The 13,984-nt window shown below is 44.6% G+C and carries 13 protein-coding genes; 5 read left to right on the plus strand and 8 right to left on the minus strand.

What is annotated here, in order from left to right; translation table 11 throughout:
* The first annotated feature begins 253 nt into the window (after positions 1–253).
* From potA to QQ041_RS20145, 5 genes are all read left to right on the plus strand, one after another.
* Positions 254–1,369 (plus strand): spermidine/putrescine ABC transporter ATP-binding protein PotA, encoded by a 1,116-nt coding sequence (gene potA, locus QQ041_RS20125; RefSeq protein ID WP_048658741.1) that lies wholly within the window; start codon positions 254–256, stop codon positions 1,367–1,369.
* Positions 1,353–2,210: a spermidine/putrescine ABC transporter permease PotB gene (gene potB, locus QQ041_RS20130; protein WP_017059630.1), complete on the plus strand. Its 858-nt coding sequence runs from the start codon at positions 1,353–1,355 to the stop codon at positions 2,208–2,210. The genes potA and potB overlap by 17 nt, the downstream gene beginning before the upstream one ends.
* Positions 2,210–2,980, plus strand: a complete 771-nt coding sequence (gene potC / locus QQ041_RS20135) for a spermidine/putrescine ABC transporter permease PotC (protein WP_004733706.1) — start codon at positions 2,210–2,212, stop codon at positions 2,978–2,980. Before potB ends, potC begins: the two co-directional genes overlap by 1 nt.
* A 147-nt stretch (positions 2,981–3,127) precedes the next feature.
* Complete coding sequence (locus QQ041_RS20140; protein ID WP_239715871.1) at positions 3,128–4,162, plus strand: extracellular solute-binding protein; 1,035 nt, start codon at positions 3,128–3,130, stop codon at positions 4,160–4,162.
* Positions 4,163–4,372: 210 nt separating this feature from the next.
* The gene (locus QQ041_RS20145) at positions 4,373–5,410 is read left to right on the plus strand and encodes an extracellular solute-binding protein (RefSeq protein ID WP_008217941.1); all 1,038 of its coding nucleotides are present in this window, start codon (positions 4,373–4,375) and stop codon (positions 5,408–5,410) included.
* A gap of 95 nt (positions 5,411–5,505) precedes the next feature.
* On the opposite strand, the gene cobB is transcribed toward QQ041_RS20145, so the two are convergent.
* From cobB to QQ041_RS20185, 8 genes are all read right to left on the minus strand, one after another.
* The gene (gene cobB / locus QQ041_RS20150; RefSeq protein ID WP_146489746.1) at positions 5,506–6,240 is read right to left on the minus strand and encodes a Sir2 family NAD+-dependent deacetylase; all 735 of its coding nucleotides are present in this window, start codon (positions 6,238–6,240) and stop codon (positions 5,506–5,508) included.
* Between the two features lie 258 nt (positions 6,241–6,498).
* A complete protein-coding gene (locus QQ041_RS20155; RefSeq protein ID WP_285954914.1) occupies positions 6,499–7,719 on the minus strand; it encodes an ammonium transporter in 1,221 nt (406 codons plus the stop codon).
* Positions 7,720–8,095: 376 nt separating this feature from the next.
* Positions 8,096–8,512, minus strand: a complete 417-nt coding sequence (locus QQ041_RS20160) for a hypothetical protein (protein WP_048658737.1) — start codon at positions 8,510–8,512, stop codon at positions 8,096–8,098.
* Entirely contained in the window at positions 8,496–9,569 is a 1,074-nt protein-coding gene (locus tag QQ041_RS20165) for a formate dehydrogenase subunit gamma (RefSeq protein WP_048658736.1), read from the minus strand. Before QQ041_RS20165 ends, QQ041_RS20160 begins: the two co-directional genes overlap by 17 nt.
* 13 nt (positions 9,570–9,582) lie before the next feature.
* Positions 9,583–10,191 carry a formate dehydrogenase FDH3 subunit beta gene (fdh3B, locus tag QQ041_RS20170; RefSeq protein ID WP_048658735.1) on the minus strand — a complete coding sequence of 203 codons (609 nt, stop codon included), beginning with the start codon at positions 10,189–10,191 and terminating at the stop codon, positions 9,583–9,585.
* An 11-nt stretch (positions 10,192–10,202) separates the two neighbouring features.
* Positions 10,203–13,058 carry a formate dehydrogenase subunit alpha gene (locus QQ041_RS20175; protein ID WP_285954915.1) on the minus strand — a complete coding sequence of 952 codons (2,856 nt, stop codon included), beginning with the start codon at positions 13,056–13,058 and terminating at the stop codon, positions 10,203–10,205.
* A gap of 10 nt (positions 13,059–13,068) precedes the next feature.
* Positions 13,069–13,269 (minus strand): twin-arginine translocation signal domain-containing protein, encoded by a 201-nt coding sequence (locus QQ041_RS20180; RefSeq protein WP_004733728.1) that lies wholly within the window; start codon positions 13,267–13,269, stop codon positions 13,069–13,071.
* 76 nt (positions 13,270–13,345) lie between these two features.
* Positions 13,346–13,978, minus strand: a complete 633-nt coding sequence (locus tag QQ041_RS20185; protein WP_285954916.1) for a molecular chaperone TorD family protein — start codon at positions 13,976–13,978, stop codon at positions 13,346–13,348.
* Between the last annotated feature and the right edge of the window lie 6 nt (positions 13,979–13,984).

The following is a 13,984-nucleotide window of genomic DNA, read 5'->3' on the forward strand; positions in this document are numbered from 1 at the left end:
TCGGATACAAACTAAAATATGAATCTGTAACAAGGCTTGCTTTTGCGTCTTGATGGTTAATAATTAGACACTTGTCGGGGTGTAAACCCAGTAAATAACAGTATGGTAAAGGATGTTTACTTTTACCTGCGAAATTTTTTATCTTCGAAAGGTAAAAAATGCTTTGAATTCACGTTTTTGGTGATTATGATGCGCGCCTTAAAGGTGTATAGCAACAGGTCTCAAATAGAACCAAGGTGGAGAAAAACAGACGTTGAACGCTAAAAAATCAGTAGGAAAGCCAGTAGTACAGCTAACTGGCATCAGTAAAAGTTTCGATGGTAAGGAAGTCATCGGCAATCTGGATTTAAACGTAAATCATGGTGAGTTTCTCACGATTTTAGGCCCATCAGGTTGTGGTAAAACAACCGTACTAAGAATGATTGCGGGTTTTGAAACGGCAGATAGTGGTCAAATACTATTAGCTGAACAAAACGTAACCCAAGTTCCTGCTGAACAAAGGCATGTAAACACTGTATTCCAAAGCTATGCCCTATTCCCACATATGACCGTTTTCGACAATGTGGCATTTGGCTTACGCATGCAGAAAGTTCCAAACAGCGAGATTGAGCCTCGTGTAATGGATGCTTTAAAAATGGTGCGCTTAGAACAAATGGCACAACGAAAACCACACCAGCTATCTGGTGGCCAACAGCAACGTATCGCAATCGCTCGTGCTGTCGTTAATAAGCCAAAAGTTCTTCTATTGGATGAATCTCTATCTGCTCTTGATTACAAGTTACGTAAACAGATGCAAATCGAGCTGAAACAATTACAACGCCAACTTGGTATCACGTTCATTTTTGTAACGCATGACCAAGAAGAAGCGCTGTCTATGTCTGACCGCATTATCGTTATGCGTGATGGCGTGATTGAACAAGATGGCACACCAAGAGAGATCTACGAAGAGCCTAAGAACCTATTCGTTGCGCGCTTTATTGGTGAAATTAACGTATTCGAAGCGACAGCGAAATCTCGTCTAGATGAAAAGCGCATTGTTGCGACAATTGAAGGTGAAGAGTCAGTTATCTATCACGATAAAGACGTAACACCGGGTCAAAAACTGCAAGTATTGCTTCGCCCTGAAGATCTTCGTATCGAAGAAATCAAAGAGTCTGAGCAACGCGGTATTGTTGGCCACATTGTCGAGCGAACCTATAAAGGTATGACATTAGATTCAGTCGTAGAACTTGAATCTGGTATGCGTGTCATGGTTAGCGAATTCTTCAACGAAGATGACCCTGATGTTGATCACTCACTGGGCCAAAAAGTTGCAGTAACTTGGGTTGAGAGCTGGGAAGTGGTATTAGAAGATGAGCAAGAAGTTTAATTTACAAAACGCAATTGTTGCTTTAATCACAGGTTGGTTAGTACTGTTCGTGATGATTCCAAACATCATGATCATCGGTACTAGCTTTTTAACTCGTGATGAAGCGAACTTGATCGAGATGACCTTCACTCTCGATAACTACGTGCGTTTGGCTGACCCGCTGTATTTTAAAGTGTTGATGCACTCTTTCTATATGGCAATTGTCGCAACCCTACTTTGTTTAATTATTGGTTACCCGTTCGCTTATATCGTGGCCAAGATGCCTGCGAAGTGGCGTCCAATCATGTTATTCCTAGTGATAGTGCCATTTTGGACGAACTCTTTGATTCGTACTTACGGGTTGAAAATTGTACTGGGTACTCAAGGTGTCTTAAACAAAAGTTTGTTAGCGCTAGATATCATTGATAAACCGCTACGTATCATGTACTCAGAAACCGCTGTAATGATCGGTTTGGTATACATCCTACTTCCGTTCATGATTCTTCCGCTGTATTCAGCGATTGAAAAACTGGACGATACGTACTTAGAAGCGGCTAAAGATTTAGGTGCGAACAAACTGCAAACGCTATTGAAAGTGGTACTGCCACTAACAATGCCAGGCATTATCGGCGGCTGTCTGTTGGTGCTATTGCCTGCGTTGGGCATGTTCTACATCTCTGACCTATTAGGTGGAGCTAAGAACCTATTGATTGGTAACGTGATTAAGAGCCAGGTGCTCAACGCTCGAGACTGGCCATTTGGTGCAGCGACGAGTATCGCACTGACCATGGCAATGGCTGTGATGCTGTATGCCTACTACCGAGCAGGTAAGCTATTGAACAAGAAAGTGGAGCTAGACTAATGGGTCGCACAGTTAAGTTCAGCTTTATGGCGTTGGTATACGCCTTTCTATACCTACCTATTATCGTATTGATCGCTAACTCGTTTAATGCCAATAAGTTTGGTATGAAATGGGGTGGTTTCACCACTAAATGGTATGACGCGCTTATTAACAACGACAGCCTAATGCAGGCTGCGTGGCACTCGATCAACGTAGCGGTGTTCTCAGCAACAGCAGCAACGATCGTCGGCAGCCTAACAGCAGTAGCCCTATTCCGTTACCAATTCAAAGGTAAAGGCATCGTAAATGGCATGCTGTTCATCGTAATGATGTCACCAGATATCGTAATGGCAATTTCGCTTCTTGCGCTATTCTTGGTAATGGGTGTTCAACTGGGGTTCTTTACCCTACTGGCTGCTCACATTACCTTCTGTCTACCGTTCGTTGTGGTAACGGTTTACAGTCGCTTGAATGGCTTTGATGTGAAAATGCTTGAAGCTGCAAAAGACTTGGGTGCAAGTGAATGGACGATTCTAAAACAGATCATTCTTCCTCTTGCTAAGCCTGCGGTTGCTGCGGGTTGGTTATTGAGCTTCACTCTGTCTTTGGACGATGTGATCATCAGCTCTTTCGTAACAGGGCCAACGTATGAAATCTTACCACTGAAGATTTACTCAATGGTTAAAGTGGGTATCTCTCCTGAGGTCAACGCCCTAGCAACAGTGATGTTAGTGGTGTCGTTAATACTGGTGATTATTTCTCAGTTATTAGCGAGAGAAAAAATCAAGTAAGTCTCCTACTCTATAAAGAGACAGACTTGATTAGAAGTTAAGAAACTTCAAGTTCAAAAAAGTGTTAATCATAAACAGAATGGTAAATTGCCATTCTGTTTTTCTATCTACTGCCTTCGGGCAACGTTTAGTTTGGAGCTAACGTCAATGAAAAAATGGGCTACTCTATTAGCTGGTAGTGCATGTGCGCTTTCAATGTTATCTGCACCATCTTTTGCAAAAGATAACAAAGAGTTGGTATTTATGAACTGGGGACCTTACATCAATAGTGAGATCCTAGAACAGTTCACCGATGAAACTGGCATCAAGGTGATTTACTCAACTTACGAGTCGAACGAAACCTTGTACGCAAAGCTAAAAACACACAACAAAGGTTATGACCTGGTTGTTCCGTCGACTTACTTCGTATCTAAGATGCGCGACGAAGGTATGCTACAAAAGATCGACAAAACTAAGTTGGACAACTTCAAGAATTTAGATACTAACTACCTGGATAAGCCGTACGACCCAAGTAACGACTACTCTATTCCACACGTAGTTGCGATCACAGGTCTTGCTGTTAACACTGACATGTACGATCCAGAAGATTTTCAAAGCTGGGCTGACCTATGGAAGCCTGAGCTCGAAGGTCAACTAATGATGATGGATGACACCCGTGAAGTGTTCCACATTGCTCTACGTAAGTTAGGTTACTCAGGTAACACAACCAATGAGAAAGAGATCGACGAAGCGTACGCTGAGCTACAAAAGCTAATGCCTAACGTTCTAGTATTTAACTCAGACAACCCAGGCGCGCCATACATGTCTGGTGAAGTCGGTCTTGGTATGCTTTGGAACGGTTCTGCAGCAGCGGCTCAAAACGAAGGTTTACCAATTAAACTGGTGTTCCCTAAAGAAGGCGGCATCGGTTGGGTTGATAACTTTGCAATCAGCTCTGGCGCAACAAACGTAGAAGCGGCTCACAAGATGATCGACTTCCTACTTCGCCCTGAAATCGCTGAGCAAATTTCTCGTGACACAGGCTACCTAACTGCAGTTAAAGCGTCTAATGAGAAGTTTAAAGACAGCCCAGCGCTGTTCCCATCGCAAGAAGATCTTGACCGTGTTGAATGGCAAGCCGCGGTTGGTGATAAGACAGTGAAGTACGAAGATTACTTCATGAAACTTAAAGCAGGCCAGTAACTTAGCTTATTATCTAACCGCGAGTAAGTAGCAGGTTTACTTAACAAGACGATGTAGATAATCAACAAGTTAAAAATAAGAATATCAATGAATAGGCAGCTTAGGCTGCCTATTTTATTTTTTCACTGCTATAATATAGCGCGATTTTTCGAAATCCTTTTACTTTGGGTCACTACCCAGCTCCAAATCAAACAAATGAACGGAACAGTAATGAAAAAAACACTGTATACCGGCGCATTGTGTGCTGCTACTTTACTTTCTACACCCTCTTTCGCAGCTGACCAAGAATTGTATTTTTACAACTGGTCTGAATATATTCCAAATGAAGTGCTAGAAGACTTCACAAAAGAGACGGGCATTAAAGTTTATTACTCTACTTATGAGTCTAACGAAAGCATGTACGCTAAGTTAAAAACTCAAGGTACGGGTTATGACCTAGTTGTTCCTTCTACTTACTTCGTTTCTAAGATGCGTAAAGAAGGCATGCTTCAAGAGCTTGATAAAACCAAGCTAAGCCACTTTGCTGATTTGGATCCAAACTACTTGGATAAGCCATTTGACCCAAGTAACAACTACTCTATCCCATACATTTGGGGTGCGACGGGTATTGGTATCAACTCAGACATGCTAGACAAATCTTCAGTGAAAAACTGGGGCGACCTGTGGGATACACAGTGGGAAGGTCAGCTGATGATGATGGACGACTCTCGTGAGGTTTTCCATATCGCACTATCTAAATTGGGTTACTCTCCAAACACAACTAACCCTGAAGAGATCAAAGAAGCCTACGAAGAACTTCGTAAGCTAATGCCAAACGTATTGGTATTTAACTCAGATTTCCCAGCGAACCCTTACCTTGCAGGTGAAGTGTCTCTTGGTATGCTTTGGAATGGCTCTGCTTACATGGCACGCCAAGAAGGCGCAACGATTGACATTATCTGGCCAGAGAAAGGCGCTATCTTCTGGATGGACAGCCTAGCGATTCCATCAGGAGCTAAGAACATCGAAGCCGCACATAAGATGATCGATTTCCTTCTTCGCCCAGAGAACGCAGCGAAAATTGCTCTAGAGATCGGCTACCCGACTCCGGTGAAAACCGCTTACCCTCTTCTTCCAAAAGAATTTGCTGAAGACAAGAACGTTTTCCCACCACAATCAGTGATGGATAACGGCGTTTGGCAAGATGAAGTTGGCGAAGCGAGCGTCATTTATGACGAGTACTTCCAAAAACTTAAAGTAAACAACTAAGTTATTGTTAGTTAATCAGTTAAGTAAATAAAGCGGCGTAAGCCGCTTTATTTTTTTCAGATTCAGAAACTGATGTGCTTTATTAAAGACAAGGCTTAGGCCGTTAAAGAACCTTTCTCTGAACATAACAATTCCCCGACGAGTTTAGGCACCTCGATACTCGCCTTACCGTAACGTTTCTCTTCAAACTCACTTTCAACCGCGCTTGGTTCGAGGTTTATTTCGATAGTATGTGCACCATGCATTCTCGCATCATGAACAAAGCCTGCAGCGGGATAAACTACCCCTGAAGTTCCGATAGAGATAAACAGATCCGCTTCTTCCAGTGCTGAATAGATGTCACCCATTCTTAATGGCATCTCGCCAAACCACACAATATGAGGGCGCATTTGCGCTGGAATTTGACAGCAGTGACAAAGTTCACCGGTTTCGATGTCACCTTTATGTTCGATAACTTGATTCGATTCACTGCAACGTGCTTTTAAAAGTTCACCGTGCATGTGGATAATGTTGTTACTACCGCCTCTCTCGTGCAGGTTGTCGATGTTCTGAGTGATGATTGTTACTTTGCCATCAAGTTTGTCTTCAAGCTCTCCTAGGGCTTTGTGAGCGGCATTCGGCAAGATGCTCTCGCTTTGTAAGCCGTGACGACGTTTGTTATAGAAGGCTTGTACAAGGTCTGGATCTTTTACGAACCCTTCAGGTGTCGCGACATCTTCGATTTTATGGTTTTCCCATAGCCCGTCTTGTGCTCGGAATGTTTGTATCCCCGACTCCGCAGAGATGCCAGCGCCAGTAAGAATTACGATATTTCGATATGGGAAATGCATACAACGTCCTTTTCAATATGTCACTTTGTAACAGCTTAGCACTGTTCAAATTCCAACAATAGTTTTAGGGATTAGACCATAGTCTTAGGCAACTGAATTCATTGGCTATTTGTGACATAACTCGCTAGTCGTTTACTTAACTTTTCAATAAAACTCTCCGACTGACTTTCAATAAACACAAAAAAGCGGCCGAAGCCGCCTAGTATTGATTTAACTGATGTGTACTGAAGAGCTTAAAACTAATGGCAGTGCCCAGTGTTAATCTTCATTGATAGAAGAGATCTTATGGATTGAAAGATCTGCACCATTAAATTCGTCTTCTTCGCTTAAACGCAAGCCAGTCATTTTGCTCAATACACCATAAACAATGAGTGCACCAACTAGAGCCACGGTGATACCCGCCAACGTACCAACTACCTGAGAAGCAAAGCTCACGCCGCCTAGGCCCCAGAAAGCTTGTTGACCGAAGATACCAGCTGCAATGCCACCCCAAGCGCCACATACGCCGTGTAGAGGCCACACACCTAATACATCATCAATCTGTGTTTTGTTTTGCATGTACGTGAACAGGTAAACAAACAATGCGCCTGCCACGCCGCCAGTCACTAACGCGCCTAATGGGTGCATTAAGTCTGAACCTGCGCAAATGGCTACTAGACCAGCCAAAGGACCATTATGGATAAAGCCTGGGTCATTTTTACCTGCGACTAAAGCCGCTAGAATACCGCCGACCATTGCCATTAATGAATTCATCGCAACTAGACCGCTGATGCCATTGATAGCTTGAGCAGACATCACGTTGAAGCCAAACCAACCAACGCATAAGATCCACGAACCAAGCGCTAAGAAAGGAATGTTAGATGGCGCGAAGTTAGTGTGTTTGCCAGCACGGATACGGCCTTTACGCATGCCGAGGAAGTAAACTGCAACCAATGCAATCCAACCACCAACGCCGTGAACCACGACAGAACCCGCAAAGTCATGGAATCCATAACCAAATTGACCTTCTAGCCAATCTTGGAAGCCAAAGTTACCGTTCCAAATGATGCCTTCGAAAAATGGGTAGACAAAACCAACGGTAAATAACGTTGCAATTAGGATTGGATAGAAACGTGCACGCTCTGCGATACCACCAGAAACGATTGCAGGTATTGCTGCTGCGAAGGTCATTAAGAAAAAGAACTTAACCAATTCGTACCCATTACCTTGGGACAATGTTTCTGCATCAGCAAAAAAGTGAGCGCCGTAAGCCACCCAATAGCCGATAAAGAAGTAAGCGATGGCGGAGACACCAAAGTCGGAAAGGATCTTTACCAGCGCGTTGACTTGGTTCTTCTTTCGCACAGTACCGACTTCGAGAAAAGCAAAGCCAGCGTGCATCAAGAAGACCATGATCGCGCCGAGTAAGAGGAATAAAGTATCTGAACTTTGGGTAAGGGTTTGTACTGCACTATGAACTTGAGTCACCGTTTCACTCATTAAAGCATTCTCCTTTCGCTTTATCTGATTTGCACTGATATCGTGCGATTCAATATCGTAATTAATTAAAGACTCAACAGTGAACGCAAGATGTGTTCCAAGTGCGAAGGGTAATTTTCGTGCAACAGATTTTGTTTTTAAGTTACTGATTATTATTGACTAAATATTTAGGTGCACTTTTATGGATCTTGAAAATCGAAAAAATCACACCGACAATTGCACCAAATGAGGGAGTTGCACCATATTAAAGCGGTCAATAATTAGGTTCTGATCCAGAGAGTGGCTGCGACTATTTACGGTTCGAGAGACTTAAAACAAAAAGCCCAGTGAATCGATCACTGGGCTTTGCTTTTGAGCTTTAGCTAACGCACTGGCGTTACAGGTTTGGTCCTGTAGACGGGTTTTGCGGTAGATTTTGACTCAAACGCTGCATACCTTGATACATACGGATAAACCAAACCACAATCGCAACCCCACCGAACAACATGCCTACATACGGGATGTAGTAAGCGATGTCATCGATAATATGGTTTTGATACCAGTAATCGTTCACACCAATTAACACGCCATTAGAGGTCGCTACCGTTACGATAAGCACCACAAAGAACGTCAGGTTCAAGAAGAACGAGCGAATCAAGCCGTAGTAATGGGTATCCACTACTTCGCCGTCTTCACCTTTATCTAAACGATAGCCCGCGTAGATGATGGCAACCACACCAGAGAGAAGGCAAGTAAATGGCGTAAAGCAGCTTAGTATGTAAGCGACCCAAATACCTTTATGAGGTTTGTTCATTCTTATTCACCCCTTCCGTTTTCTCTGTTGTGGCATTTGCGCTTTGTTCAACGTCGTTTTTCTCTTGTTCCATCACTTCTTTGTACCAAAGGTCATGGTGCTCTTTAGCCCAAGTCTCATCAACTTCGCCTGTTACCATGCCTTCTAGAGCCCCTTCCATACCGAACAAGCCGATGTAGATGTGGAACACGAAACCACAGATAAGGATCAAAGCAGCCAACATGTGTACTAGGTTTGAAAGCTCCATATCTCGACGCGTTTGACCGAAGATTGGGAAGTCTAAAACCAAGCCACTGATCGCAGCCACACTACCCATAACAATCAATAGCCAGAACAGTGCTTTTTCACCCGCGTTCGAAAACTCTGCAGATGGATGAGAACCTTTATGTTTCCCGACCATACCACCTAGTTTCATGAACCACTGGATATCGACCATCTTGAAGATAGACTTACGCCACCACTTGATAAGAACAGCCATCAACAGCACATAGAAAATCGGGCCGATGTAGTTATGGTATTGCTTAGCCAGTAGAACAATGAAGCCCCATAGATCCGTTGGGATATAAGGTTTCAAGAAGTGTTTACCGTAAACCAACATCAAACCACTGAACGCCAGTGTTAAGAAGGTAAACGCCATGCTCCAGTGCAATGCACGATCAAGTCGAGACCAACGTTTGATCTTACGCCCTGTTCTTGGTGCACTTAGCATTAGCGGGCCAATCACAACGTACATCAAAGTCACAAAAGCAATACTGCCAAAGATAGCGACCGCACCGGCTGGTGACATCCACTTCTCTTTCAATATGTACCACGTTTGACCTGGAGTACTGATTAACACACCGTGCTCAGCCGATTGAGATGTGGTGTAACCTTCCTCACCATTTCTTACTTGTCGCCAAAAATCGGCACCAGCAAGCTGAGTGATTTCTCGTTGAGCAGAGCTCGATTGAGTTTGTGATGAGTTCGTCTCAGATGCATGACTCATAGGAGAAAGCATTGTTAGTGCTGCCAACATCGGCAGCACAACAAGGAAGAGACGCTTAAACATTGTAAGCATATGTCTCTCCTACTTAGCTCTTAGTCGCATCGTAAGAAAGGTCGTTGCCGTCTGTCCAACCTGCACCTTTCGCACCACGTTCAACTACACGCTGACGGAAAACATCAGAAACTTTCTCTGCGTCACCCGCTAGCAGTGCTTTAGTTGAACAAAGCGAAGCACACATTGGAAGCTTACCTTCAGCAATACGGTTCGCACCGTATTTCTGACGCTCTTCTATAGAACCTGGTTCTGTTTCAGGGCCGCCAGCACAGAAGGTACATTTGTCCATCTTACCGCGCTCACCAAATGCTTCCTGTTTAGGGAATTGAGGTGCGCCAAATGGGCAAGCAAACAAGCAGTAACCACAACCGATACACAGATCTTTATTGTGAAGTACGATGCCGTCTTCTGTATGTTCAAAACAGTCTGCAGGACAAACCGCCATACATGGCGCATCAGTACAGTGCATACACGCTACTGAGATAGAGTTTTCACCCGGTTCGCCATCGTTCAGTGTGACAACGCGACGACGTTGAATACCCCATTCCAGGGCATCATCATTTTCATTCTTACATGCAGTGACACAACCGTTACATTCGATACAACGCTTGGTGTCACAAAGAAATTTCATTCTAGCCATTTTAAGACTCCTTACGCTTTACGAATATTACAAAGGGTTACTTTCGTTTCCTGCATCAACGTGACAGGGTCGTAACCATAAGTGGTTGCTGTGTTAGCAGCTTCACCAATAACGTAAGGATCCGTGCCTTCTGGGTACTTAGAACGCAAATCTTCACCTTGGAACTTACCACCGAAGTGGAATGGGATGAACGCCAAGCCAGGTTTAACACGACGTGTTACCATCGCTTTCACCTTAATACGGCCCTTCTCTGCACCTTCAACCCAAACATCATCACCGTCTTTGAAGCCGATGTCGTTTGCGTCTTTCGGGTTCACTTCAACGAACATTTCTTGTTGAAGTTCAGCTAGCCATGGATTTGAACGAGTCTCTTCACCACCACCTTCGTACTCAACCAGACGACCAGAAGTCAGGATAATCGGGTATTCACCAGATTTGTCTTGCTCTTGAATCGACTTGTAAAGCGTAGGAACACGGAAGATAGCTTCTTTGTCATCCCACGTTGGGTAATCAGCAACTAGGTCACGACGTGGCGTGTAAAGAGGCTCACGGTGCAGTGGTACACGGTCTGGGAATGTCCAAACAATCGCACGTGCTTTCGCATTACCAAATGGGATACAACCGTGTTTAATTGCCACACGTTGGATACCACCTGAAACGTCAGTCTTCCAGTTTTTGCCTTCAGCAGACGCTTTCTCTTCTGCAGTTAGATCATCCCACCAACCCAGTTGTTTAAGTAGTTTGTCACTAAACTCTGGGTAACCGTCTTTGATCTCACAGCCTTTCGAGTAGCTGTCTTCAGCAAGTAGGCTTTGACCTTCAAACTCAACACCGAAACGAGTTCGGAAGTTACCACCACCTTCAGCAACCGTCTTAGACGTATCGTAAAGGATATGTGTACCAGGGTGTTTCATCTCTGGTGTGCCCCAACATGGCCAAGGTAGACCGTAAGTCTCGCCATTTGCTGGACCGCCTTCTGCTTCTAGAGACGTTTTGTGGAACGTATGCCAGTTCTGTTGGTGCTCTTTCAAGCGCTCAGGGCTTTGGCCTGTGTAACCAATCGTCCACATACCTTTGTTGAATTCACGTGTAATGTCTTCAATCAGTGGTTGGTTGTTCTCAACTCGAATATTTTTGAACAGCTGATCAGAGAAACCAAGCTTCTTAGAAAGCAGGTACATGATTTCGTGGTCAGGTTTAGATTCGAACAGAGGCTCAACGACTTTGTCACGCCACTGTAGAGAACGGTTTGACGCCGTTACACTGCCGTAGGTTTCAAATTGAGTCGTTGCTGGTAGCAGGTAAACGCCGTCGGTACGATCGTTCATTACCGCTGCTACCGTTGGGTATGGGTCAACAATAACCATCATATCCAGCTTCTGCATCGCCTTCTTCATCTCTGGACCACGAGTCTGAGAGTTCACCGCGTGACCCCAGTAGAACATCGCGCGGATGTTTTCGCGTTGACGAATCTTGTCTTTGTCTTCAAGTACGCCATCTACCCAACGAGATACAGGAATACCTGCACAGTTCATTGGTTTTTGACCAGCGTATGCGTTGTCGTCGAAACGGCCTTTTACCCAGTCAAAGTCGATATCCCAAACTTTTGACCAGTGACGCCAAGAACCTTCAGACAAGCCGTAGTAGCCTGGAAGTGTGTCAGAAAGTACGCCAAGGTCAGTCGCGCCCTGTACGTTATCGTGACCACGGAAGATGTTTGCACCGCCACCTGATTTACCGATGTTACCTAGCGCAAGCTCCAGTACACAGTAAGCGCGTGTGTTGTTGTTACCAGTCGTGTGCTGAGTACCACCCATACACCAAACGATACAACCCGGACGGTTTTCAGAAAGTAGTTTCGCTGTGTGGTATACGTCTTTTTCACTAACACCCGTTACACGTTCAACTTCTGCTGGGCTCCATTTCGCTACTTCTTCACGGATCTCGTCCATGCCGAATACACGTTGTTTAATGAACTCTTTGTCTTCCCATTGGTTTGCAAAGACGTGCCATAACACACCCCAGATAAACGCAACGTCAGAACCTGGACGAAGAGAAACGTAGTGATCTGATTTCGCAGCAGTACGCGTACGACGAGGATCCGCAACAACGATCTTACAGTTGTTCTTCTCTTTCGCGATAAGGATGTGCTGCATCGCTACTGGGTGAGCTTCTGCAGGGTTTGAACCAATGAACAGCATCGATTTACAGTTGTGCATGTCATTGAACGAGTTTGTCATCGCACCATAACCCCAAGTGTTTGCAACACCGGCAACTGTGGTTGAGTGACAAATACGCGCCTGGTGGTCAACGTTGTTGGTGCCCCAAAGCGACGCCATCTTACGGAATGCGTAAGCTTGCTCGTTACTGTGTTTTGCACTACCTAGGAAGTAAACCGAATCAGGGCCAGACTCTTTACGAAGTTCTAGCGCTTTGTTACCGATCTCTTCAATCGCTTGTTCCCAAGAAAGCTTCTTCCACTTACCGCCTTCCAATTTCATTGGGTACTTAAGACGACGTTCACCGTGGCCGTGCTCACGAAGTGCTGCACCTTTCGCACAGTGTCCACCAGCGTTGAATGGGTGATCGAATGCAGGCTCTTGACCCGTCCAAACACCGTTTTGAACTTCAGCGTAAATACCACAACCCACAGAACAGTGAGAACAGATAGTACGTTTCACTTCTGTTTTCGCTTCTGGATCGACTGATTTAGCCTGTGCTTTCTTCATCATGCCAGGTGCAAATAGACTTGCGCCTACCACTGCGCCACCAGCGGCTAATGAAGTATTTTTCATGAAGGCACGTCGAGACACACCTAGCTGATTGGTTTCTTTGCTCACACTATCGGAGCGTTTGACAAGTTTCATCCGTTATCTCCTAAAGCGTGTCGTAGTAATCGCGAATATGTTGCGTTTCACGATAGCCCGTCTTCTTCATGTCTTCTTTTGGCATTTCAACCGTTTCTGAAGCAGTCGCCACTTTCGTTGTACCAGCGACAACGGCACCAGCTACGGCTGCAGTCGTTAAGCCTTTGAGTAAGTCCCTACGGCTTGTGTTTATTTCTTTATTATCTTTCATCATTGCTTCCTTACCTTACGGTAGATCTTTTTGGAGGCTTAATGCCCCTCTATCGATATAATCGCGTACTGCTCGATTACTCGTAATCAGTGACGTTTTTCACATCAATCTTTAATTTATGCTTACTGCTTTTTGTATTCACGCTAAAACGCACTTGTTCTAACGTTAAGAATGCTTCACAAAGCTGAGCGGCCGATTTGTAGAAGTTCGCGCTTTCTGCCCCTTCAAGCTGACGCGTGAAAGAGTTAAACCAAGGGCCAAGGTGCTTATTGAATACCGCTTGTTGCAGCGCTTCTTCCTCAGCCGTTAGCATCGCCATCACTTCACAAAGCGCCGCGATGTGATCTTCTGGCTCTTTCACTTGCTCATCACGCTCAATGCCTAAAAGCTCTAGGTCATGACGAATCTCTGCCAATGGTTTTTCCATCATGGCGCCAGTTCTATGCCATGAACCAAATGGAACAATCTCTCCACGGCCAATGCCAATGAACAGATCTTGATATTCATCTTCTAACGCTTCGCGATTTGATTCCGTTGCCGCTTGTTGAATGGCAATCCAAGCTTTTTGCATTGCACTCTCAGACGCTTCAATGTCTAACGTCTTTAGGAAATCAATGACCTCTTCAGAAGGTGCGCTACGGAACAATGCAGAAAGAACCAAATAGATTTCAGTTCTTAGTGTCTGTTCTTGATCTAAATTAGTTTCCAATGCCAA

This window comes from Vibrio sp. TMPB1044, from assembly GCF_030442075.1.
GTDB lineage: Bacteria > Pseudomonadota > Gammaproteobacteria > Enterobacterales > Vibrionaceae > Vibrio > Vibrio satsumensis.